At 40.1% G+C, this 25,139-nt stretch carries 13 protein-coding genes; 5 read left to right on the forward strand and 8 right to left on the reverse strand.

Annotation, left to right across the window (positions count from 1 at the left end; translation table 11 throughout):
• Positions 1 to 12 precede the first annotated feature (12 nt).
• The 6 genes from IPM47_18065 to secDF form a co-directional block, all read right to left on the reverse strand.
• Positions 13 to 1,941, reverse strand: coding sequence for a tetratricopeptide repeat protein (locus IPM47_18065; GenBank protein ID QQS28726.1), 1,929 nt, complete (start codon positions 1,939 to 1,941; stop codon positions 13 to 15).
• A 63-nt stretch (positions 1,942 to 2,004) separates the two neighbouring features.
• A complete protein-coding gene (locus tag IPM47_18070) occupies positions 2,005 to 2,310 on the reverse strand; it encodes a rhodanese-like domain-containing protein (GenBank protein ID QQS28727.1) in 306 nt (101 codons plus the stop codon).
• A gap of 60 nt (positions 2,311 to 2,370) precedes the next feature.
• Entirely contained in the window at positions 2,371 to 3,675 is a 1,305-nt protein-coding gene (locus IPM47_18075) for a DUF5103 domain-containing protein (protein ID QQS28728.1), read from the reverse strand.
• A 298-nt stretch (positions 3,676 to 3,973) separates the two neighbouring features.
• Positions 3,974 to 4,891 carry a type IX secretion system membrane protein PorP/SprF gene (locus tag IPM47_18080; GenBank protein ID QQS28729.1) on the reverse strand — a complete coding sequence of 306 codons (918 nt, stop codon included), beginning with the start codon at positions 4,889 to 4,891 and terminating at the stop codon, positions 3,974 to 3,976.
• Between the two features lie 102 nt (positions 4,892 to 4,993).
• Positions 4,994 to 10,489: a gliding motility-associated C-terminal domain-containing protein gene (locus IPM47_18085; GenBank protein QQS28730.1), complete on the reverse strand. Its 5,496-nt coding sequence runs from the start codon at positions 10,487 to 10,489 to the stop codon at positions 4,994 to 4,996.
• 383 nt (positions 10,490 to 10,872) lie between these two features.
• Positions 10,873 to 14,040: a protein translocase subunit SecDF gene (gene secDF / locus IPM47_18090; protein QQS28731.1), complete on the reverse strand. Its 3,168-nt coding sequence runs from the start codon at positions 14,038 to 14,040 to the stop codon at positions 10,873 to 10,875.
• Positions 14,041 to 14,225: 185 nt separating this feature from the next.
• Between secDF and IPM47_18095 the strand changes: the two genes are divergently transcribed.
• On the forward strand, positions 14,226 to 14,963 hold the full coding sequence (locus IPM47_18095; GenBank protein ID QQS28732.1) for a hypothetical protein: 738 nt from the start codon (positions 14,226 to 14,228) through the stop codon (positions 14,961 to 14,963).
• Positions 14,964 to 15,451: 488 nt separating this feature from the next.
• Here IPM47_18095 and IPM47_18100 read toward each other — a convergent pair whose 3' ends face one another.
• A complete protein-coding gene (locus IPM47_18100) occupies positions 15,452 to 18,313 on the reverse strand; it encodes a CHAT domain-containing protein (protein ID QQS28733.1) in 2,862 nt (953 codons plus the stop codon).
• A 204-nt stretch (positions 18,314 to 18,517) separates the two neighbouring features.
• Here IPM47_18100 and IPM47_18105 point away from each other — a divergent pair, with 204 nt between their 5' ends.
• The 4 genes from IPM47_18105 (at position 18,518) to IPM47_18120 (ending at position 23,185) form a co-directional block, all read left to right on the forward strand.
• The gene (locus IPM47_18105; protein QQS28734.1) at positions 18,518 to 21,061 is read left to right on the forward strand and encodes a DNA translocase FtsK 4TM domain-containing protein; all 2,544 of its coding nucleotides are present in this window, start codon (positions 18,518 to 18,520) and stop codon (positions 21,059 to 21,061) included.
• A gap of 96 nt (positions 21,062 to 21,157) precedes the next feature.
• Positions 21,158 to 22,012, forward strand: a complete 855-nt coding sequence (locus IPM47_18110; protein ID QQS28735.1) for an ion transporter — start codon at positions 21,158 to 21,160, stop codon at positions 22,010 to 22,012.
• Between the two features lie 73 nt (positions 22,013 to 22,085).
• A complete protein-coding gene (locus IPM47_18115; protein QQS28736.1) occupies positions 22,086 to 22,604 on the forward strand; it encodes a DUF2024 family protein in 519 nt (172 codons plus the stop codon).
• A 23-nt stretch (positions 22,605 to 22,627) separates the two neighbouring features.
• Entirely contained in the window at positions 22,628 to 23,185 is a 558-nt protein-coding gene (locus tag IPM47_18120) for a GNAT family N-acetyltransferase (protein QQS28737.1), read from the forward strand.
• Between the two features lie 26 nt (positions 23,186 to 23,211).
• Here the strand turns inward: IPM47_18120 and IPM47_18125 are convergent, their stop codons facing one another.
• Positions 23,212 to 25,020 carry a glycosyltransferase gene (locus tag IPM47_18125; protein ID QQS28738.1) on the reverse strand — a complete coding sequence of 603 codons (1,809 nt, stop codon included), beginning with the start codon at positions 25,018 to 25,020 and terminating at the stop codon, positions 23,212 to 23,214.
• Positions 25,021 to 25,139 lie beyond the last annotated feature (119 nt).

The following is a 25,139-nucleotide window of genomic DNA, read 5'->3' on the forward strand; positions in this document are numbered from 1 at the left end:
TATAAAAACAGGTTATCTAATCAATTGCTGCCAAATTGCTTTAGCCTGCTCGTTGTTCGGGTTTTTGGCAAGCACTTGTGCGATGAGTTGCTTGGCTTCGGGCAATTTGCGTTGCAATATTTTCAAACCCGCCAAGTTTAACAAAGCCTGCTCATAGTCGGGATTAAGGCTTAGAGCTTTGAGATAATAGTTTTCTGCCTGCAACAAATTTCCATAATTTACCTCAATAAATCCCATATTCGTAAGGGCTGAGATATGCTGGCCATCTTCCTTTAGCAGTTTCAAAAAAACAATTTTAGCCTCATCAAACCGGTTCAGTTTTAGTAAACTTACACCGAGTTTAACATTAAAATCGGGTTGAAGCGGCAACAGAATCACGGCTTTTTCAAAAAAAGACAAGGCTTGTTCTGTTTGTTCCAGTTGAAGATATGCCTCCCCCACACGATAAGCAGTCCAGGCATCGGTTAGTTCTTGTGGTTTGGTTAGTTTTACTAACTGTATGATTTCGTCAAACCTGCTTTTAAGATAAAGAGCATGTATTTGAACTTCAAGTTTTTTGGCTTGCTTTGCATCGGAACTTTGCAAGTAAAATATTGCTGAATCGAGCAAAGCCGGTGTTTGAGTATAACTTTCAAAATAATGCAGATACCCTTTTGCACGGGTCAACGCATCGGGATTGCCCCCTGTTGCTGCCACCAATCCGATAAAGTTTTCAATTTGGTTGATGCTTTCAGGATCAAGAGGTTTTCTGATAAAGTGGTCGTGAATGGTTACATGCGGAATATCAATGCTGCCCGAAATGCGCATGTGGCAACCCGAACAATCGTTTTGATTGGTCTCCATCCGTCGCTGTTCGGGAAGGGTGCAAACCGTTTGGTGTTGCAGTTCCCGATGACAGTTGATGCAGGCATTATTAAAAGCACTTCGCGGTGTTTCCTTCACACTGACATGTGGGTTATGACAACTCAAACAGGTCATTTCGCTTTTTTGGTAACACTCGCTTTTGGTCAACCGATGCGCCTGCGATGCCATGATAAATTTGGTTTGTGCCCCGTCATACTCCGGCAAGAAAATATCCATTATATCAGTTAAGGGCATCCCGGGTTTAAAATCCTCGAAAGTTTTGCCGGCTTTCAACACACTCACCCCCTGTAAATGACAACGTTGACAAACATTCATCTGTAATTCGCGGGTCGGCAAGTTGCGGGGATTAACAATCGAAAAATCGGTATGCAAAGAAGTATCTACCAAGATACCTGCCATCTTTTGTTTCACATGCACCTCTCCCGGCCCATGACATCGTTCGCACCCAATGCCCAAAGGAACTTGGTTAAACTTGTTTTCCGATTGACTCACAAATTCGGGCAAACTATTGTGGCAGGTCATACATTCCAACCCGATGATACGGTTAAATCGCGAACTAAACCCGCCTTCAAATCCGGGAGCCAAATCCCAAATTCCTTTTTGCGTATAAAAAGTAACGGGGGCCTGAAACAAATAACCATTGTCGTCATAAATATGCGAGTTGGTATGTTGTCCCGACCCAATGATGTATTTAATGTATTGCGCACGTTGAAAAACCGTATCCCTTCCCGAAAGCCGAAACTCGCGAATAAACAATGAATCGTTTTTCCAAAAGGGATGGTAATAGAAATTGTTGATGCTGTCATACACCGCAACGTGTTGACCAAAAGTTGCGGCGCTTTTTTGAGGAGTTGCATGGTAAAAAGATTCCCCCATGCCTGTTCGCATAAACGATTCGTAGATATTGGAATGACAGCCCCTGCAGGTTTCCGATCCGACATATTCTACCGTATCGTTCAAATTTAGATAGGCCGATGCTTCGACCGGCTTTTTATCCGAGCCTGTATTCCGGCAATAGGAAAACATCCAAACCACAACGGCTAATGCAAAAAGGAGATACAGTAAGTATTTTTTCATAGCTCTTTGCCGGAAATGTTGAGCGCCACTTAGTCAATCAGACACTAAATTAATCATTGAAACTCAACCCCCAAACTTATCCCGCCATTCCAACATCCCTCCGAGCAAATTACGAGGTTTGGTAAATCCTTGAGCAATCATAATTTCTTTTGCTGTATGACTTCTTTTTCCGGAACGACAATATAGAATGATTTCATCTTCCTTGTGTTCTTCAAATTCATCAAGATGGTCGGCAAATTTGCCTAAAGGTATCAGTTGCCCACCAATATTAAAGTCTGCAAATTCATGAGGTTCACGGACATCAATGATAATTATTTTTTCACCGCTATCAAGTCTGTGTTTCAATTCTGTTACTGTTATATCTTGCATACCATTGGTTTATGGTTGATGTTAATTAATTGGAATTTTGTTTTTGTCGAGGTCTAACATCTAACGTCTGCTATTTGTTGTAGAAAATGCAACTAACCGGTCGTATCTGTTATTAAAAGAGCGAAAATAGACGAGTATTGCATAATCATTTTCGGTGGTAATGTCATTACCTTCAATAAAAGAAGTATCCAAAGCTCCTCCCCCATCGTATTTCACCACATACTGATAATCGTAAAGTCCTTGTTTTAAATACAAAACCCCTTCATAGGACTTGGTGGAAAGGTTATAGCGCATTTGATTTACCGGAGAAACAGTCCAATCGGTTAAACCACCAAAAATATAAATATTTCCGTTAGAAACCGGAGTTTCCATCGGAAGGTTAAAATGCACATAAGTATAATCGGCATCGAGAAAGGTGAACCCCCAATCAGCTACTCCAATTTGAAATTTTCCATTCATATCGGCTAAATTCAGTCTCATACGCCACCGCCCTTGCGCTTGCTCATTGCTACGAATCAGGTCGGGTGAAAGATATACATGGCTTATGTTTTTTTTCTTGGTAATGTTTTGCACCCGTTCGGTTTGAATTCTCAATGTACGGGTATCAAAAAATCTGAATTCACTACCCGAAGGAAACAAGGTTTGATCTATATAGTCATACACCAATTCGTTGTTGCGCAAAAACAAAGGTTTTAGCCCGGTAATGGCATTGTCCCAACGTCCGTTTTGTAAAATATTTACATAAACTTCCTCTATCGGGTTGTTAATCTGAAATCCTGAATACCCGATGTTAAAACTAAGCCGGTGATGGGTGTTAAAATATTGAGGGATAGCGCTTGTCAGTAAATTAGGTTGAACGGTCAACAGGTTTTCTATCACCATAAACCTGCGCGTTAAAACCAGATTTTCCGGATCGTCGTTTGCATATACTTTGAGCAAATAGTTTCCAGATTTGGTGATTTGCATACTACTGTTAGGAACAGACAACCGGTATTGAACGTAAGATTGTGAAGTATTGAAAGAGTTCCTGTAATATGTTATGTCATCGCGGGTAAATCCGTTGATAAAATCAAAGGGGTCAAGTGCGCTTTTTTGCCAATCCCAAGTACAATGAGTTAAGGTGTAGCTATAGTTCTGAATGTCTTCATCTAAGGCATCAAATATCAACTCTATTTGTTCTTTTCCGTATAATGCAATTACAGGCATAGCCAAAAAACGGTTTTTAGGAGAAAAAATAACCGTTTTTATATTTGCCTGATAAACAGCATCTGCAAACTCCAACCTATCAGGAACATAATATTCTTCTGCCCAAACCGGTTCAGCCTTTTCTGTGTCGGGCTGAGCTGCTATTGGCAACCAAAACATCCAACTGAATAGACAAAAACTTCTTAGAAAAAAAAACAATCGCATGAATCGGGACTATCGTATGAAAAGAATACAAGTGGATATTTTCCCATAAGCATAATACTATATGGTATGAGTAAGGAGGTAAAATAACAACTATTGTGTACTTAGGGCATTTATCCTGCACAATAAATGGAAATAAAAGGAATTTACCAAAGAACAGGGAATTACAATTTCAAATTAACCACGCTAACTGATTAAAAAACCCGCAAACCGAAAAACAGATTGCGGGTTTATTAGTTTAAGAAACTAAACTCAATTATTTAATTACTTTTGGAACATTAAAGTTGTATCCTATCGTAATCTCGTGTGAGCCATTTGAAACCTGATTGAGGTTGGATGTAGTAATATCGTAAGCATAGGTAAAATTAAAACCTTGTTTCAGATCTATACCCAATAAAACACTGACCGCATCTTCAGTTCTGTAAGCCAATCCAAGCCAATACTGTTTGTCATAAATAGCTCTCAAATTTAGTTCGGCTTGTGGTCTTGTACCTTTTACCATTTTCAGGATTGCTCCGGGTGAAAGTCCAAATTTTTCGCTAACTGCAAAATTGTAACCACCGGTAACATAAAAGTGTCTTGCGTTTTTGATGTTTTCAACTGCTCCTTCAAAAGTAAATTTACTGGCAAACAATTGATTTAAAGACAATCCGACCCAATATTTAGGGTTGCTCAGGTAAATGCCTAAATGAGCATCTCCGCCCAATTTGCTTTGATTGCCGGTGCCAATTTGTGGGTCGCCTGCATCATGTAAAATCAGTTCATCAAACCGAAGGCTATATTGTGTCAATGCTCCGGCAATTCCGAAACCTAAAAAAGTTTCATTTTCAAACTCCAAATTCAATGGCAACTGATAGGCATAAGCCAATTGTAGTCCGTTGCGTCTGGTAGGTCCTGTAGCGTCGCCATAAAGTAATAGCCCCAGCCCAACCGACCGTTTTTCGCTTAGATTTCCATGAATACTTAAAAGTCCTGTCGTGGGAGCGCCTTCAATTCCTGCCCACTGTTTTCGAAAGCCAAATTTGCTGATAAATTTATCCTGACTACCTGCAACTGCCGGATTAAAAGCAAAATCGTTCACCATGTATTGGGTAAGTTGATGAATTTGCTGAGCTTGTGTGGATGCACTGAACAAGCAAAATACCACTATGAGGAGTATGCTGATTTTTTTCATTGTTGATAAATTGAATTGTTTTAAAAACTAAAAAAGAATTGCGTTGTGAAATGGGCGGATACAGAAGTAAAAGACCTCTGTACCCGCACATTTTGTTAAAGGTTAAAGTAACAAGGTGATATGACCGCTCAAAGGTTCTGTTCCATCGTTCAGGTCTATGACATAGTAATAAGTTCCACTTGGCAATTCGGTACCATCATTGTTTGTACCATTCCAACCATTGCCATTGTCGTATGCACTGTTGCTATAGACTTCCTGTCCCCATCTGTTAAAAATGGTAACAATAATATTCGGATTGGATTGTGCCTGTGGGATCATCCAGGTATCGTTAAATCCGTCATTGTTAGGAGTAATCGCATTTGAAAGTTCACAAACTTCGTTGATACTGATTAAAACAGAATCGGCAGCACTGCAACCTGCAGTATTCGTAGCAATTAAAGTATAAACTGTTTCGAAGTTAGGATTAACATTCACGGTCAGATTGCTGCTGATAGGCGCTTCCCCGGCAAACCATTGTACTGAATTAGCACTGCTTTGACCTTCGAGCAATACATCGTCTCCCGGGCAAACGGTAGTTGGGAGGGTTATCACTTCAACACTTGGCGAGTTATAAACAGAAAGATAATTTGTCAAAACAGATTCGTCTGTTGCTGTTCCACATTCGGCAGTAGCCACCAATGAAACCGTATATGTACCCGGCTCTAAAGTAACAATAGGTTCAATTTCGGCAGTCGTTGAAGTCTCTCCGGTTTCGGTGTTGGTAAAAGTCCAAAGATAGGATGAAGCATTTGAGGATTCATTGACCAATCTGATGGTACTGCCAACACATACAGATGGAGTATCTAAAACACTGAAGCCGGCTTCAGGAATTGCTCCTTCAGAATAAGAAATGGTAATTTCGGAACTTGCCTGACAATCATTCAGTGTAACGGTTACGGAATATGTTCCGACTTCGTCCACCATAATTGTAGAGCCAAATGCACCATTTGACCATTCATAAGAAGTAAAGCCCCCGCTTGCATTGAGGATGGCTGTCTCTCCATCACATATTTCCAAAGTACTTGCCTCAATTACAGGTGCCTGGATTTCTGTAACATTAATATTCAAAGAAGCATTGGCCTCACAACCTTCAGCGTTTGAAACGGTAACAGAATACAAGCCGCTTCCAGTTGCACTAATAGTTGGCGTAGTAGCTCCTGTTGACCACATATAACTACTATATCCGGTTCCTGCCGAAAGGGTTATTGGAATATCACTGCAAAAATCGGTTTGTGAGCTATTGTTTGCCAAAATGGTTGGAGTTGTGATGCTAATGGGTGTGATGACAATGCTGGCAGTATAATTACAACCGAAATCATCGGTAGCAGTTACACTGTAAGTTCCTGAAGAAGCAATAGTAACCGACTGACCAAAGCCCAAACCGCCCCATTGATATTCGGCGAAACCATTCGAAGCTGTTAAACTTAATATCTCTCCATTGCAAATAGTTGTGTTGCCCGTTCCGGTTGTAATGTCCAAAGATTGTGTTGGTGCCGGTGTAACCGTAAATTGAGCTGTACCAATACATCCATCGGCATTTGTAACTGTAACAGTATAAGTCGTTTCAACAGTAGGTGTTACACTAATCGCTGCATTCGTGGCACCGGTTGACCATAGATAAGTGGCAAAACCGGTATTTGCCGATATGGTAGTACCTGTACCCGGGCAAATAATTGCATCTCCGGTAATGGTTGGAGAAGGTGCAGCTACTACGTTAAAAGTATAAATCTGTGAGCTGTAATCACATCCTCCAATTGTTGTAATATATTCTAAGGTATATGAACCTACACCTGATTCAGATGGGTCAAAGGTTGCTGGTGCGGGAGAACCGTTCAGTAAAAATGAACCTCCCGTTGGAATACCGTTAAACGTGGTAGAAGATCCATTTACACAATAAGAACTAAGCACATTTTCCACAGTCAGAGTTAATGGAGGGCAGTTTTGAGCGGTACAAGCAACCGGTGAAGAGGGTAAACTGTTACCACAAATCCCTGTTCCCAATGCAGTTACCTGAATTGAAATAGACTCGCCAAAAGCTAATCCCGATTGAGTGTAAGTAGTTCCGGCAATCGTTGAAGGTATTCCATTGATTACGACCTGATAACCGGTAGAGCCTGCAACAGGAGGCCAAACAAAACTGACGCTTTCAGTTGTGGATGCCCCACAGGTTACTATTGGTTGAGCTAATGGAGATTCAACAGTTACGGTAAATGTTTCCTGAGAAGAGACACAACCATTTGCGGTAGCTGTTAATGTAATAACTTTTGTGCCGGCGGTTGACCAACTGACTTCATAAGTTTGGTTACCTAAAGAAACTATATTCCCATCAGAAAATCCCCAGGAATAAGTAGCACCGGTCATTACATTATTAGCTGATATAGTTACCTGTCCATCTGTTAAACAGATATTACTTGCAGAAACTGTAAATGCAGAACTTGGTACAGCATTCACCGTAACGGTTTGTGCAGCATTTAACAAACAACCTGTGGGCGTATCTGTATATTCATACTGAACTACATGAGCACCGGGACCAAGTAAAGTAGGGTTAAAGGAGGTGGCCGGTGTTCCATTGATAGTAAACGTTCCCCCTGTTGGATTTGCTGATAGTGCAATGGCACCTGCATCCCCGCAATAAACACTGCTAAGACCGGTTATAGTAGGCAATGGCAATCCAACGCAAGAGGTAGATTGAATTTGAATGGGAACTGTCCCCTGATTGTTAAAACTACAATCTTCTATAATTTCACCGGTCGGATTTAATGTAATTATTAAACTGCCAACACCTGAAATAGCTCCGTTTAAAACGGCAGGAATCGTAAAAGTTTGGCTGGTCAAGGGAGCCGGAACAATTGCCTGTCCGACAGGAACAGTTCCTCCCCCCGGCAATTGTTGTTGTACCGTAATCTGAAGATTACCGGAATATCCCTGTCCTACATTTGAAACAGTTACCTGAACATTTACAGCAGGATTAACAATAACAATCGGAGATCCGGTGAGTTCTGTTCCGGATGCTGTGTCAAAAACTTTAATATTGTTTGAAACCGGTGTGTTTATAAGATATTCAGGATTATTGTAAGCCCCCACCAAAACAAAAGCCGGGTCTCCTTCAAGGGTATATTCCTGAAGAGTAATTTTTATACCCTGATATCTTGAATTGGCAGGGTCGCTGATGTAAATATGGTTCATGGCATTGTTGATACTTCTGCCAATGGGTTGGTTATAAGTCAGATAAGAAAACTCGCGATACAAAGAATCGCCAAATTCCTGTAAAAATTCAGGGAAGCCAAAAGAAACCGTTGCTAAGAAACCAATCGCCCCTTTTTCCGGAATGAGAACAAATTTTTCTGCCAAAGACTGATTAGATGCTCCGTAACTATGGATATCACCTACGAAACAGGAACCGGCAATCATCAATGGGTTTTTAAAGTTATTCGTGTATTCTTCCGGTTGTTTTAAGTCAAAATTATAAGTGTTGGCATTAACAGAGTGTCCCATTAACGTAACAACAGAAGCTCCGTTATTCATGGCCGCAGTAAAGCCGGGTTGTGGCGGGGCTGTAAATCCGGATTGAGTATAGGTACCTACCACAGTTCCAGCATACAAGGGGGCTTCAACGGTTGCTTTATAACTGTTGACATAGCCAAGATATTGATTCATTTCAGCTACATTATGGCCATTGGCTACATGGATCACATTTTTGGTCCATTGTCTGTCTGCTAAAGTACAGTTCAGATTTGAATCATAGGCAACCATTTTCTCATAATAGGCTTCAACTTCTGCCGGATTTTTAGCACTTAAACGTCCTACCGGAACCTGAGGGATATAGGTTGAGAAATCACGGACTGCCAACATATTATCAGATGGGTGATGTCCCCATGTAGGTACTAAACAAGTGGGGAATGCCGAGGGATTGTTGGTTACGCCTTCATAACTGACCGATTTTCCAACGAGAAAAACATATTGCAGATTTACTATCCAGTTGTCTTTTGCGTAGTTGATAAAATTCCGGATGGACAGAGGATGTTTAGGAACGCCCCATGCAAATTGATCATAAAGTTCTTCAACGTTCACTATCCTGGCAACATGGCTTCCTCCGGCAGCAGAATTGCGATGGGCAGCATAAGCCGCTACCCAATCGGTAGTACCTGCTCTGAGCGAGGGATGTGTAATGAGCAGGTAATTCCCTTGTGATACAAGCAGAGTTAGATTTGTAAAATTGGCCGGAATAAGTTGTGAAACTGTCCAAACATCACAGGAATTGACACACGCCGGAGTCGTACAGGAATTGAGCAAACAAACATTGTCCATATTACTCAAGTACATCCTTCTTGCTACAGCAGGATTAGTTCCGGGCTGAAGCAAAACTTTATACACGCCACCTTCAAAAATTGGGAAAACCCGGCGATTGTTGGTCAAATCGTATAGTACAGGATTCGAACCCCCGTTAAAGTTGCCAATTTCAAGGTAAGTCAGGTCATTGTCGTTGAGAGAAAAATAAAATTTAGTTGATCCACCAAAATCAAATAATCGAGGATAAGTTAGCTCAGTAAAAGCCACAGAAAATTTATCAACAGCAGCTAAATCTGCTATGGAAGTATAAGTAACCTGAGTTTGTGGAGAACCGATATTGCTCAAAAACACTAAACGGGTAATGCTTTGCGATTCGTATCCTTCATAAGTTGTGTTAGCATATTCCGTTCCGCCTACTTGAATGGTCGTGTGGTGATCCGGTAAGGCGATAAATTCATTATTACGTCCAACCAATTTACTTCTTAGCGTGGCTGTTGGAGCGCCCGGACCAGTATATTTAGAAGGTGTGCTGAGACCGGTTGTATAATTAGCCCCGGTATTGATTTCCTGACTTAAAAAACCTTCTCCGTTTTCAAAATCAGGGTAATTATTATTCGCCCCACCTAACCGGAAAGGAGTTCCGGAGTTAAAAATATTCCAATGAATATTTCGGGCAACATGCATAAAATAAGGTTCAGCAGCAGGAGCGCCTGTCAAATCATTGTTAGTCTGCTGAATACGCTGTCCGGGATTAACATTGTCCCAAACCAAAAAATAGGAGATGGTGTCTGAAAAACTGCTTTTATAGTTATGCAATTGCCAACTTGATTGCTCAAACAATTGTGTATCAAGCTCGCCGTCATTTCCTTTTCCATAAAATTCAATGTAATCTGCAACTCCTATAGCATTGTTGGTGGTTACAAAAATAGGGAGTTCCTGACCTTTGTAAAAGACTTTAAAACCAGATCCGGCAGATCCCGCAAATCCGGCACCGGCTAATGTAGAGTATGGAATTCGAATGATTCCATCATCTTTAACTTTAAATTTGTAATAATTTTTGGAGTAGTCTATCCATTCGTTGCCATAGGGTTGTGCAGACAACATAGAACTAAATCCCCAAAGAAGAGCGAAAAGTAACGATAACCTTTTCATAGAAATACTGATATAGGTTAAAAAATTCAAAAAAATATTTTTCATTAAGCGATGTAAAGGTACACAAATTTGAGTAAATACAAATGTTTGAGTATCGTATTTATTTAATGCGTACATGTTTTCAGGTGTCGTTTCAAGCAATTTTTCGGTAGGTAATTAATGGAATTTTTAAGAGACCCCATTCTGAATATCGAGCTAAAAATATGCCAATAATTCAAAAACCACTGACAGGCTTATCTAAAAAGTGAAGAATCTGAAAGCAAGACTAAGACAGACGCAAATAAATATTGAAAGGCTGCAAGCATTTGGGATGATTTTTAAAAATACCCTTTATCAATTTTTAAAAACAGATATATATCAAGAAACAAAGGAAACGGATATCCTTATTAAAGAAATGTTCAAGACCTAAGTTTAGATAAATCATCCTAAAAAAGTAAAAGAAAAACCCGCAACATAAATAAAGTATGTTGCGGGTTACAAATATGATTATAGATAATTAACTATGTTTTTTGTCCGGTTTTTTTAGTTGTTTGTGCTTGTTTTGTTTCAGCTTCTTTTGCAGCTCGTTCTCTTCTATCCTGTTCCAGTTTACTAAGGTCATACATGACGGGGGCTGCAACAAAAATAGAAGAATAAGTAGCAATAGCAATACCAATCAATAAAGCAAAAGAGAAACCGCGAATAGTGTCGCCACCAAAAATAAACAAGACAAAAACGGTTAGTAACGTTGTAAAAGAGGTCATCACTGTTCTGCTCAATGTGTCATTGATTGCAGCATTCACAGTTTCATCCATTTTTGCTTTAGGATTTAACCCTAAATATTCCCGAATACGGTCAAAAACTACCACAGTATCATTGACTGAATATCCGATGATGGTCAATATAGCAGCAATAAATGCTTGATCTATTTCCATTGAAAAGGGTAAAATTCCGGAAAAAATTGAAAACAAACCAACTACCGCTATAGCATCGTGAGCAGTCGAAATGATGGCTCCGGCACCGTATTGCCACTTCCTGAAACGGATAAAGATATAGAGGAAGATACCCAATAAAGCAAATATTGAAGCCCAAATAGCACCATTCTTAATATCATCTGCAATTGAAGGTCCAACTTTTTGGGAGCTAACCACAGTTTTGGAAGTAAAATCTTCAAAACTGATGTTGTTTTCAAATTTTCCAATCCCTTCATGCAATTTTAACATGACTTGTTTATCAATTTCGGGATTGATATCATCAATCAGGTAGCTGGTTGTTATTTTAAATTGATTGGAAGCGCCATAAGTTCTGACTAATGGTTCTTTCCCCTCAAAAACAGGTGTTAGTGCCTGTCTAAGTTCAGGTGCTGAAACGTTGTTGGTAAACCGTACCACATAAGTTCGGCCTCCTTCAAAGTCAACTCCATAATCAAAACCTTTTGTTACAATTGAAATAAGTCCTGCACCAATAAGGATTCCACTGATTATGTAGAATATTTTGCGTTTACCCAAAAATTCAAAATTGACATTTTTGAAAGCATTTTGAGTTAATTCTGTACCATATTTCATGACTCCTCCGCGTCCGATATACCAGTCAATAACCAACCGGGACAGAAGAATTGCGGTAAACATAGAAGTCAGAATACCAATGATCAAAACGGTAGCAAATCCCATAACCGGACCTAATCCGTAATAGAACAAAATAATTCCGGTGATAAGTGTGGTTAGGTTACCATCTATAATAGCTGAATAAGATTTACTGTAACCGTCGCTAATTGCTTTTTTAACACTTGCTCCTTTTGCGAGTTCTTCTCTTATCCGTTCAAAGATAATTACGTTGGCATCTACTGCCATACCCATTGTCAATACGATACCTGCCATACCCGGTAAGGTCAGTACTGCACCCATAGAAGCCAGTATCCCCATAATAAAAAACAAGTTTGCAAACAGGGCTAAATTTGCCATGACACCGCCTTTGTTGTAGTAAAAAACCATAAATACAACTACTACCAACAAGCCTAAGAGCAAAGAAAGCAAACCGCTTCTGATGGATTCTTTCCCTAATGTAGGACCTACTACTTCTTCTTCAATGATTCGTGCCGGTGCCGGAAGTTTTCCCGATTTCAGAATATTGGAAAGGTCTTCTGCTTCTGTGATGCTGAAGTTCCCCGTAATTTGTGAATTACCACCGGCTATTTCACCCTGTACTACAGGAGCAGAATAGACCATATTATCTAATACTACGGCAATACTTTTTTGAATATTTTCAGCAGTTAGTTTTCGCCACATACTCGCACCTTCTGAGTTCATCTGCATGGTTACGACTACTGACTGGTTCATATCAAAATCGGGGCGGGCATCTACAATTGCATCCCCTTCCAATGGTGCTTTAAAATTGCTGCCAAATCTGCTTTTAATAGCATAAACAGCAAAAACGTTGGGGCTTTCAGGGCTATCAATCGGTTTTGCGCTTAACAAAAACTTCAGGTCGGGCGGAAACGATGCTTTTACCAAAGGTTTGTTTAAGTATTCATGAAATTTGGCAGTATCGGTTCCATTGACAAACCCAATCATACTACCGGAGTTTTGGGATGGGCTGAAAATAGCAAAAAATGGATTTTGTCGTCTTTGTTCCTCCAAACTCAATGAGTCGGTATCTGTGCTTTCCGTTTTATCATCTAATAAAGAAGACGTAGCGGATGTATCACTACTGCTCTTATTAGATGAAGTATCTGTTGGGCTGCCGGTAGAAGTAGTATCAGAATCAGATTTTGGTGTTTCTGTTTGGGTGGTACCTGTAGTATCTTTTTCCTCTTCGGTCTGACCTGTATCTGATTTTGGAGTATCTGTTTTTGCGGTATCAATTCCCAATTCGAGTTTCAGGATGTTATTCGCCTCATTAAACATATTGAACAAGTCCTGACTCACTTCGTAAGTTTCCCAAAATTCTAATTTTGCAGTTGCCTGAAGTAATTTTCTAACCCTGTCTGGGTCATCAACTCCTGGAAGCTCTACTACTATACGACCGGTTGATTCCTGGAGACTGATATTGGGTTGAGCAACCCCAAACTTATCTATACGGCTTCGGATAATTTCGTATGTGCGCTTAACTGATGCTTGTGCTTCCTCTCTGATAACATTCAGTACTTCGTCGTTTGAGGAATTAAGAGTTATTTTTGTTTGAAATTCGCTGCTGGCAAAAAGAGGGGCTAATCTTGCATTTGGATCAATTTGTGCAAATGATCTGCCAAACAAGGTGATATAATCTTCCTGTGAATTTAGCAATAACTCGTCTGCTTTTTTCATGGCTTGAGCCAATACAGGATCAGGATTATTGTTAGACATGGCCTTGATAAATTCCTGCAATGAAACCTGCAGTACAACACTCATTCCTCCCTGAAGGTCGAGGCCTAAATTGATTTGTCGTTCTTTGATTTGCTGATAAGTAAACTTGGCAATACCCAGGTTTACAACCGGCTTCAATGAAACCGAATCTAAATAACGGCGCTTCGCATTGCGCTCTTCTAAATACTTCTGCTCTTCGGTAGCATCTGTCAATTTTGCAGCAGCCTCTTTTGCATATTGTGTTGCTTTGCTTTCTACCCTGTTTGTAAAAACAGTAAACGATAACTGATAAATGCAAACCAACGCAAGCGCAATACCGAAAAACTTCACCAGTCCTTTTGCCTGCATGATATATAAACGTTTGTTTTGGAATAAAACTGTGATAAAAAATACTCATTTTTGAAATGAGCGTGCAAATATAAGGCTTTGTAGATTTGCAACACGATATTTGGGCAAATTAAGTGTTGAATTTTGATTTTTCTTTGCTATTTATCTCTGAAAAGCTGTTATTTTGCTTATCAAATTATCTCCAAATGAAAACAATTGTTTATTTAGGCACAAAATCAATAGGTCTTACTTGTTTGCAATATCTCTTGAAAGTAGCCGGCTCTCTACACGCAAAAGTCATTGCAGTCGGAACTAAATCAAACAATGAAAAATTTAATACGGACATTGAATATTTGAGCCTTCAAAATCGTATTGCCCTCCTGCCTTCTTTAGAAGAAATTCCTGATTGTGATATCCTGATTTCTGTACAATATCATCGCATATTAAAGCCCCGGCATATTCAAAAGGCAAGACAAATTGCGGTTAATCTACACATGGCCCCTTTGCCGGAATACAGAGGATGTAATCAATTTTCTTTTGCCATTTTAGATAAGGCAAAAGTATTTGGAACGACTTTGCACAGGTTAGAAGAAGGAATAGACAACGGTGCAATTTTATTTGAAAAAAGATTTCCAATACCTGATAATTGTTGGATCTCTGAACTCTATGAACTTACCGAAAATGCTTCAAATGAATTGTTCTGTTCCCACCTTTCCGATATAGTAACCGGTAACTACACTCCTGTTTTACAGGAACATCTTATTCCTGTTCGGGGAACTTCATACCATTATCGCCATGAAATTGAAGAGATCAAACAAATTGATTTGAACTGGGATGCAGAAAAAATTGCCCGTCATATCAGAGCAACTTATTTTCCACCCTTTAAACCCCCTTATTGTTTGGTTGATGGAGTTAGGTTTAATTTTGAAAAGGAGTTATTCTAAAAAACTTATTCGTTGATCCGGTTTCAGGAGGCATAAATTTGCTTTTGCTCAGTTCTCTTCAAATTGAAACTTTGCTCATGCCTCAATATCAATCAATCCAGAAAAACTACGATTTGGGGCATTAAATGAGGTTGACAAAAGTTTATTGCAGGGGTGCATTGACCCTTTGCACAGGCAATTTAGGTCATTGCAAGGGTACATTCATCCTATGCAGAGGCAATTTAAGTCATTGCAGGGGTGCATTGACCCTATGCAGAGGCGATTTAAGTTATTGCAGGGGTGCATTGACCCAATGCAGAGGCAATTTAAGCCTTTGCAGGGATGCATTAACCCAATGCAGAGGCAATCTAAGTCATTGCAGGGGTGCATTAACCCAATGCAGAGGCAATCTAAGTCATTGCAGGGGTACATAGAACTTTTGAAAAGGCAGTTTTTATTCAATTTTATGCCCTTTTTTACTACCTGAGCAACCTGATATTTCCAAAATTCTAAAATTTTTGAACCCTTGGTTTCCTGTTGTTCTTGTTTTTACCAAACTTCCACCAAATCAAAACAAAAAACGCTAAACCACCGATTGTCAGAACAATGGCTCCGATAAAAGGAAGCAATTGAATTTTACCAATCTGATTGTCAAACCCTCTCGGACTACCTGTTTGAATGGATGCCGCCCAAAAAAAGGGATGGGCTGAAAGCATATTTAAAGAGGGATTTTGGAGATAGCTTAATTTGGCTTGCCTTAGTGCTTCGGGCAAACCGAGATGGTTCTTTGTTGAATATTGGTAGAATTTGGTCATAATATCTGCAGTTGCACAATCGTTGACAGACCATAAAGTGGTGATTAAACTGGAACAGCCGGCATATAAGAATCCTCTGCTCAAACTCATGACCCCTTCACCTCGTTCCCATTTCCCAATGCCGGTATTGCAAGCACTGAGCACAGTTAGCTGAGCATTTACCGGTAAGGTGTATAATTCATAAGCCATCAATGGCCGGTCTGTAAAATATATTTTACTTTGCATGGGCTGATCATTATCAATACAGGCGTGAGTGGCGAGATGTATCACCTCGAAGTCATTAGCGTCTGACAAAAACTGATTTTTGGTGGCTTTTTTAGCTTGCACTGTTTTACCACCTGTAAATCGTTGAATGTCGGTAATTTCTTTTTGATTGCATTGCAGCGGTAATAAGTCTTCTGAATCACAATCGTTTCTTATTTCCAACCTGTTTTCCTTAGAATGTTCATTAAAATCGGGAGCAAAGCCTATCCAATTGCCGGTTTGATTGGCTTTAGCATTGCGAAGCGTCGTTTCTGCAAGTAAAGCGGCAGAAGGAGCATAGCCAATAGCAAACCGGTTAATCAAATAAGGGGTATGAGTGGGCCGGTAATCGGTTTTAAGTGTGTCGGGCAACTCGGTCAGCAAAGTTTCAAATGGCAGATAGTTTAACTGCCCATCCGGTATAAAAGTCAAACGGGAGATATTATCCGGCAATTGTTTTAACAATGGCTCTAACAGTAAACGATAAAGCTGATTGCCTGTCCGGGCAAATTGGCGGTAGTTTTCGTTAGCATTTGTGCTTTGGGAAGGCATCGCGATTTGGCTGATCAATTGGTCCAGCAACAGACTTAACAAAGTATCCGTGTGAAATCTGTAAAAGGCAGTTTTTGATTGTGTCAGTCCTACTGCTATTAACTCATCAGGCATCATGAAATATGCTATCAGGGCGGTGGTATCGGTAAGAATTTGTTGTCGGAGTAATTGAATATCAGAAGCCTGTATCGCAGAATTTAGATTTCGATAGTTTTTATACTGTTGCTGAACCTGTGAATTAAATTTTTCCAGATTTCGTTTAAACATAAAAAGACTGTCCTGTTGAGCAGCATCAGGTTGATAAGTGTTTGCAAGTCTGTAAATATCCAGTTCTAAAGTTCTCTTTTGCTCTAAGATACTATCGGGCAAATTAGCAAATTGCAGGGTCTCTGTTTCTCTGAGCGATTCTAATAATGTTGCTGCTTTGCCATATTCCATTAGCGTCAGGGTTTTATCAAAATCCTCCGGTTTTTGTGTAATCTGATATAAAACGGCGGCAGTTTTAACGGTCTCAGTCAAGGTTTCGTAAGCATAATTTCCCAGATATAGTTTTGCTTCCTGTGCACTGTAAGCAAGGCGCATGAGTGAAGACTGCTGCACTGCCAGTTCGTATGTTGCTAAAGCCAAATTGAGATGCTGAAGCTGATTGTCGTTTTGATATAGCCGGTAAAAAGACCTTGCCTTTTGAGTGAGTGCTGTAAATATGAATGGCTCGGGGTAATAGGTTGAGATAGTTGGGTTTTCAAGAGCATTGTCCGGAGAAAATTCCGGAATAAGTGCAATCAGGGCATCCTGATAATGTTCAACTGCAAGTTTGGTTTCTGTGGGTTGTGAAAAGTACAAATTACCGATACTGACCTGAATTCGAGCCAATTCCCGATGATGACTTCCATAAGCTTGCCCGGCATAATTCAGTGCTTGGCGATAGTTTTCCAATGCAGGTGCAAATTGATTTTGTGCTGCAAAAACTTCTCCCATGATATTATATACCGATGCAATATAGTCGGGTTGAGTTTTAGCTTGTGTTTTAAACAGGCGGAGCGCTTCCCTGCAATTTTGCAAAGTATAATCGTATTGCTTTTGGTGAAGATAAGTATCTGCCTGATTGGTTGTAAAAATTGCAATTTGCAGCGTATCAATTCCCGGCAATGAAATTGCCTGACGGTAATGAAACAACTCGCGGTCATAGTCTTCAAGGTATCTGTAAACAATGGCCAGATCACTATGAACATTGGCTGCTGCGGCATTTTCGTCTAACTGAATATTTAGCTGAAGTGCTTTTTGCAGGTAATCTATGGCTTTGTAATAATCCAGGCGGCGGGTATAGATATTGCCTGCGTTTTTATAAATCTGAGCACAAAGAGCGTCTTTTCTTTCATTGTCTTCAAAGTTTTTAAGCGCATTTTCATAAGCAAAAAGCGCTTGTGTATAATCCCCGGTTTTGCTGAATGAAATGCCTAAAAAAGCTTTTAATTTGCCGATTGTTTTATGTTTTGGCGGCAGATATTTTTCAGCAGTGTCGGTTTGTGCCTTTAGAAATTGGGCAGCTTTATGATGTTCGTTTTCTTTGCGATAAATCCCCCTTATCTCTAACACACTTTGTTCCCATTTATCCCATTGTTTAGAAAGTTGAAAATATTTTATCGCTTGATTATATATAATCAAGGCCGAATCCGGTTGATTTTGTTTGTATAGTTCAGCAGCTACTAAAACCAAACTGTCTGCAGAAACTGATTTTGTATTTATTGGATGTTGCTTCATATCAGCTTTATTGCTCAATATCATATTTACAGAAAGCAATAAAACACTAAAAATTAACCATAGAATTCGCATAGAATTGCAATAAAGTGCGAAAAATATTAGCAAACTTAATTTAAAAAAATGCTACTTTTGCCAGACAAACAATAACTTTGCAATAAATCACAACCGTTATATCAGCGTTTCCGGTTAATAGCCCAACAAATTATGGCCACCAAAAAAACCACATCTACTACGAGTAAAAAAACAACAACCGGCAATACAGGTACGTCAGGTAGCAGAAAAACCTCTACCTCATCGGTAGCTTTGCGAAAGTTGCGTATAAATATCGTCAAATTTCTAAAAACCGAAGGATTTCAAAAAGCAACCGGATTCTTCTTTTGGTTGATGGCTGCTTTTTTAGGCATTGCCCTGATTTCATTTATAGTAAAAAGCTGGGGAAGCGATTACAGTTATGTTCAAAACATTGGTTTTTTAGACACGGTGTTTGATGCCGAAGTCCATACTGAAAACTGGCTCGGAAGATTGGGCAGCTATCTTTCACATTTGTTTTTCTACCGCCTTTTCGGGCTTTCTTCTTTCATTTTAGTCGGAGTATTGTTTATGACCGGAAGAAAACTGATTTATAATCTTCAACAATACTCGCTTGCTAAACTCTATCGAAACAGTTTTATCCTGTTGGTATTGGGAAGTACTTTGCTTAGTTTTCTGTTTTCATATTTTACTTTTCCTTTTGGTGGTTGGTTGGGTAATTATTTTTCCCAATGGCTCACCTCTTTTATGGGTTTTCCGGGCACCTTTTTCTTTCTGGTTTTTTGTGTTGCTTTAGTGTTGATATTTATGTTTAAGCTGAGTATTCAAGTGCCTGCCTTTACCGGTTTTTCAGCTAAATTTCCCTGGTTGCAAAAACTATCTGCCGTGTTCAATACATCGGCTCCTTCAAATCTTAAAGAACGAAGAAGGCGAAATCTTCAGGAATCTATCTCAGATGAAGAAGAAGACAATGATTTAATGGATGAAGACGAAGAAGTGGCAGAATTTGAAAGAGGCAAGCAAATCCAACTCGATTTTGATCAGCAGTTACAAGCACGAATTAACCGAAAAAAGAAACTGCCTCCTCCCAACCCGGGTGAATTGCTGATAGAAACAGTTCCACCTGACAGAGCCGAAACAGACATCGAAAAAGAAGACCACACCACAGAAACAGAAACGGAAGAATACGACCCAACTTTAGAACTCAGTAAATATACAAAACCCGAAATTGACCTTTTGGATAAGTATGGGCGGGATTTACACCCCGTTGAGATGCTTGCCGTCAGTCGTGAAGAACTGGAACGCAACAAAGAGCAGATTATTGAAACTTTGCTGAACTACAATATTGAAATTACCAGCATTGTTGCCACTCCGGGACCTACTGTAACCCTTTACGAAATTGTTCCCGCTCCGGGTGTCCGTATTTCCCGCATTCGCAATCTCGAAGACGATATTGCCCTTAGCCTTGCTGCTTTGGGCATCCGAATCATAGCTCCGATGCCGGGTAAAGGCACCATTGGAATTGAAGTACCCAATCAAAACAAAGAAACTGTTTCGCTTCGCTCGTTGATTGCCTCTGAAAAATTCCAGCAAACAAAAATGGTGCTGCCCATAGCACTCGGTAAAACAATCTCGGACGAAAACTTTATTGCGGATTTGTCAAAAATGCCGCACCTGCTTTTGGCGGGCTCAACAGGTCAAGGAAAATCTGTCTGCCTGAACAGCATTCTTATATCCTTGGTTTATAAAAAACATCCGGCCGAATTGAAGTTTGTAATGATAGACCCTAAAAAGGTGGAACTTTCATTGTACAATGTAATTGAAAAGCATTTTTTGGCCAAACTTCCCGGCAGCGATGAACCGATAATTACCGATACCCAAAAGGTGATTCACACCCTCAACGCCCTTTGTATCGAAATGGACGAGCGCTACAACCTGTTAAAAAAAGCTTATGTGCGCAATATTGCCGAATATAACCGCAAGTTTAAACAACGGAAACTAAACCCCGAAAAAGGTCATAGGTTTTTACCCTATATCGTGTTGGTAATAGATGAATTTGCCGATTTGATAATGACTGCCGGGAAAGAGGTAGAAATGCCTTTGGCAAGGCTGGCACAACTCTCGCGAGCGGTCGGGCTGCATTTAGTTATCGCTACTCAAAGACCTACCGTAAACATTATTACCGGTACCATTAAAGCGAACTTCCCTGTCCGCGTGGCTTTCAGAGTTACGGCTAAGGTCGACTCCCGAACCATTCTTGACCAAGGTGGTGCAAATCAACTGATTGGAAGCGGAGATATGCTTTTATCTATTGGCGGAGATATCATAAGATTGCAGGGCGCATTTGTGGACACCCATGAAGTTGAGCGGGTTGCCGAATTTATCGGAGAACAACAAGGCTATGCAGATGCTTTTCTTTTGCCGGAATACCGCGACGAAGACGAAACTTTGGGCAGCAACAGCAGCAATATGGAGTTTGACGATATGTTTGACGAAGCTGCCTATGTTGTAGTACAGCATCAGCAAGGTTCTACTTCTTTAATACAACGGCGTTTAAAACTCGGCTATAATCGTGCAGGTCGGATTATGGACCAATTGGAAGCAGCCGGAATTGTTGGCCCTAATGCGGGCAGCAAGGCAAGAGAAGTTTTAGTGAGCGATCTATACGAATTAGATAACCTGTTGCAACACCTGCAAGCCGAAAAAAAACGGGTATAACCGAAAAAAGGGATTTGCATTTTTCTTTTTTGCCTTTTCAGTGTAAATGTTTTTTTCTAATTCGACCTCGCACCGCAAAAGTTGAATGCCTATCCTATGAAGATACTTAATTTCGACAACCAGAAAAACACTCATAAACCGGAGAATTTCAGCCCGTTAAGAGAAAAAATGCATGAAATCATTTTTGAAGCTGAAACACCAGCCGGTAAATTTTTTGATGTGGTTTTGTTGCTCATGATATTGCTGAGCATCATCGTGTTAATGCTCGAAACTGTCCCTTCTTTAGCAGCAAAATGGGGTGATGTATTTTATAAAATGGAATGGGTCATCACCATTTTTTTTACCATAGAATATATTTGCCGCTTGTATTGTGTGTATAAACCTGTTGCTTATGCCAAAAGCTTTTTCGGGATCATAGATATTGTTTCCATCCTGCCGGTTTATCTCGATTTGTTTTTTCCCGGCGCTCATTCTTTGTTGGTTATCAGAGGCTTGCGCCTGCTGCGTATTTTCCGGATTTTTAAGTTGGACATCTTTTTAAATCAAGGCAATATTATTGTAACCGCTTTGAAAGAAAGTTTGCCCAAAATGACCGTTTTCCTGTTCTTTATCTTGGTTTGTGTTTGTATCTTTGGTTCCGTACTTTACCTGATTGAGCATACTGTCAATCCGGAGTTCGAAAGTATCCCTATCAGTATTTACTGGGCAATTGTAACCCTAACTACAGTGGGATATGGGGACATCAGCCCTGACACAGGTTTGGGAAAGTTTCTGGCATCTGTCATTATGATACTTGGTTATTCAATAATTGCCGTACCAACAGGCATCGTAACTTCTGCCCTTATTCAGGCAAAAAAAACATATACGACCATCAACTGCAATAACTGTGGCAAATACGGACACGATGAAGATGCTGTTTATTGTAAATATTGTGGCTGCCTGTTAGAATAAAACTTGGGGTTCTCTTTTAACAGCTTACCCGAAACAAACAAGTTTTTAATAGTGCATTTCATACTCACAAATAATGCCTGTTATCAAAACATTGGCAGATGCGTTGTTTGAATTTTCATTTTGCCAAATCTTTTTAGTCTTTCATGTTGTTATGACTGAAGTTTATACTTTCAAAATAGTACAGGATATGAAAGTTGAAGTTTGGGATACATATATTCCGGATAAACAAGGAGATGTTTTACATTTTGATATTATTGTTCCCGAAAAGACCCCATCTGCTCAGGTTTATCAGTTCGGGAATACTTATTTAAACAGCATTGATGTATTTGAATATGGCAAACTGAATTCCGGTCTGTGTCAGTTATGTCATATTGAACAGCCCTCTGACGAAATGCTCAATGATATATCTAAACAAGGATATTATATCCTTCCTTTGAGTAGTATTCCTGCAAATTTACCCCAAGACCCGAAACGATCTGATTATATTCTCCATCTTCGCGCATTTTACCCGCAGTATCGTTTTGCAGATTTTAGAAAATTAACCACAGACGAGGTCATTCAAATTTACCTGGATCTTACCTCCAACCGTTAATTGAAATCACACGTTTTTCCCTTATGATACAGTTCTCCATAGCTGAAACCTCGAACGATTTAGTTGCAATTCTTGATTTGCAAAAAGCCAATTTAGCTGCATCCCTGACTCCTTTCGAAATCCAATCGCAGGGATTTGTAACCGTTACTCATAAATACGACGAGTTGTCTGCACTGAACGAGTTAGAAAATCATATCATAGCTAAAGAGGGAGACAAAGTGATCGGCTATGTTTTGGCAATGACCAAAGCTTCTGCTACTGCCTTACCTGTTCTTGAACCGATGTTTGTGGTATTTGACCAAATAAATTACCAAAACAAACCTGTGTCAAATTACCGGTATCTTGTTGTAGGTCAGGTTTGTATAGATAAGGAGTACCGGGGCAAAGGCATTTTTGACCAAATTTATACTGCTTATAAAAACAGGTTTCAATCTAAATACGATTTTGCCATTACCGAAATCGCGGCTACAAACCTGCGTTCACAAAAGGCACATCAACGAATTGGCTTTAAAGAGCTTCACCGTTACTTCGCACCCGACCAAACCGAATGGAGTATCGTTATCTGGGATTGGAATAACTGAACAACTGATACTTTATGGGTTAGGATTTACCTTTTATTGTACATTGCCCATTGATAGGCTTTTTCATAAAACCGGTAAAGGATGTTCCAGTCAAATTCGGCGGCAACATTTTCGGCCTGATTGCGCTGTGCGATGCGTTCGCGCCGCGATTTTTGAACAAAGGTGAACATTTTAAAAGCAAGGTCATTTGCCGAATCGTCAAAACGCTTATTAAACCGATTGACCACATAGATTCCTTTTTGGTGATAATTTTCTATATTTTTTTCCACAAAATCACCAAACCCGGCCAAATCGCTCGTTACTGCGGGAACTCCGCTTGCCAAAGCTTCCAAGGGTGTATAGCCCCAGGGTTCGTAATAGCTTGGGAAAACCCCCAAATGACATCCGCGTACAAACTGCGTATAATCCATACCAAATAAAGGACTGGTTGAAGTTATAAAGTCGGGATGGTAAACAATTTTTACCGGATCGTCCGGCTTGTTAAACAACCCTTCGCGGCGGATAAACTGAATAATGGGGTCCGCATTATCGTTTGTCAGGGTATGCGTAACAACTATGGGCAATTGGTCAGATTTCCAGGCCTGAACACTGCGGCGAAGTCTAAGCCGCCAATATTCATCAATAAACTCATTCATGGCGGGCAATTTTGGATTGGTGCCCGCAGCTACTTCAAAAAACAATCGTTCTCCAACCTGTTTGGTGATGGCTTCACAAGTTTGTTTGATTTCTTCCAATGAAGCTCTTAACTGAAGCACCAAAGGATTGATGGTATGAAAAGGCTGTTTGGTAACCATAAACATGACCACGGTTTTATTGACCCTGTACCTCTTCATCAAATAGTTGAGTCGTTTGATGGCTTCCAATGTCAGGTCATAGCCTTTGTTGACAAACTCAAACCTGCCGGAAGTAAAGAAATAAAGGGTTTCGTTGAGGTCAAACTTATAATTGTGGAAAAAATGCCCCATGATAAACTGGTTAATTTTTTCCTTATACTCTTTGTGCAAAACCTGAAACTCGTGCAGGGCTTCATATCGCTCAATGTTTAAACCGTTTGGTGTTACGACATCCGGTTTTCTGCCGAGAAAATACAGACATTCACGGCCGGTAATATCGCTGACCGTGGTAAAAGCATCGGAATATAAAGCGGCAATTCTTTCTATACCGGCCGGTCCTTCAACGCCAAATTTTGCTGCTTCGCGCTGCCAGTTATACAGGGGGAGGTTTTGGTAAAAATGGGTATCGCCCCCGCAAAGATAACGCCCCAATTGCGTGGCATGAGTGGTGAACACAATTTTTGCCGGCATTTTCATACGGCGCATATCCGGTATTGGGGTTGCTGCCATCCATTCGTGAAAATGAGCGATGATGGGGTTTTGATTGGCATCAACCTGCATCACTAATCGCTTTAAAAATTCCAGCATAGCATGTCCGAATGCCATCACCCCATTGACTAAATCGCTGTGTTCAGGCAAAGGGATACGATGTGCTTTCCAAAACTCATAGCGTATCTGAGGTAATTTATGACCAATTGATGCGAGGTTGAACAAAACAACTTTGGGGCGACCTGTAATCAGCCAATGACCGTAATGAACTTCAAATCCAGCTTGTTGCATCAATTGTACGGTCCGTCCAATAGGGTCGTTAAAATCATTGGTCGGCTCAAATTCCGACATCGCATGTTGACGAACATAAGGACCCATCAGCAAATACCTGCTCCCCCATTTTTCAACTGCTGCCGGAACTTTACTCCTCAACACGGTATAAATTCCTCCCACCTGATTGCATACTTCCCATGCCGCTTCTACAAGCAAGGGTAGTTTGTTGTCTATATTCATAAGTTAGGTTGTTTGTTAGAAAAAAAGCAAATCCGAATTTACCACCCCTCAAAACAGAAAAAATATGGGCATCCTTATTCCCAAATCTCCACAAACACACTAAAAAGAATGTGTTCGGG

It is taken from the genome of Sphingobacteriales bacterium (assembly GCA_016700115.1).
In the GTDB taxonomy this organism is placed as follows: Bacteria; Bacteroidota; Bacteroidia; order Chitinophagales; family UBA2359; genus UBA2359.

What these genes read in the sequence shown, in the direction of transcription:
- IPM47_18125 (QQS28738.1), bottom strand. Translation starts at nt 25,020, where the DNA reads ATGAATATAGACAACAAACTACCCTTGCTTGTAGAAGCGGCATGGGAA.
- IPM47_18080 (QQS28729.1), bottom strand. Translation starts at nt 4,891, where the DNA reads ATGAAAAAAATCAGCATACTCCTCATAGTGGTATTTTGCTTGTTCAGT.
- IPM47_18075 (QQS28728.1), bottom strand. Translation starts at nt 3,675, where the DNA reads ATGTTTTGGTTGCCAATAGCAGCTCAGCCCGACACAGAAAAGGCTGAA.
- IPM47_18110 (QQS28735.1), top strand. Translation starts at nt 21,158, where the DNA reads ATGAAGATACTTAATTTCGACAACCAGAAAAACACTCATAAACCGGAG.
- IPM47_18070 (QQS28727.1), bottom strand. Translation starts at nt 2,310, where the DNA reads ATGCAAGATATAACAGTAACAGAATTGAAACACAGACTTGATAGCGGT.
- IPM47_18115 (QQS28736.1), top strand. Translation starts at nt 22,086, where the DNA reads ATGCCTGTTATCAAAACATTGGCAGATGCGTTGTTTGAATTTTCATTT.
- IPM47_18065 (QQS28726.1), bottom strand. Translation starts at nt 1,941, where the DNA reads ATGAAAAAATACTTACTGTATCTCCTTTTTGCATTAGCCGTTGTGGTT.
- IPM47_18105 (QQS28734.1), top strand. Translation starts at nt 18,518, where the DNA reads ATGGCCACCAAAAAAACCACATCTACTACGAGTAAAAAAACAACAACC.
- secDF (QQS28731.1), bottom strand. Translation starts at nt 14,040, where the DNA reads ATGCAGGCAAAAGGACTGGTGAAGTTTTTCGGTATTGCGCTTGCGTTG.
- IPM47_18095 (QQS28732.1), top strand. Translation starts at nt 14,226, where the DNA reads ATGAAAACAATTGTTTATTTAGGCACAAAATCAATAGGTCTTACTTGT.
- IPM47_18120 (QQS28737.1), top strand. Translation starts at nt 22,628, where the DNA reads ATGATACAGTTCTCCATAGCTGAAACCTCGAACGATTTAGTTGCAATT.
- IPM47_18100 (QQS28733.1), bottom strand. Translation starts at nt 18,313, where the DNA reads ATGAAGCAACATCCAATAAATACAAAATCAGTTTCTGCAGACAGTTTG.
- IPM47_18085 (QQS28730.1), bottom strand. Translation starts at nt 10,489, where the DNA reads ATGTACGCATTAAATAAATACGATACTCAAACATTTGTATTTACTCAA.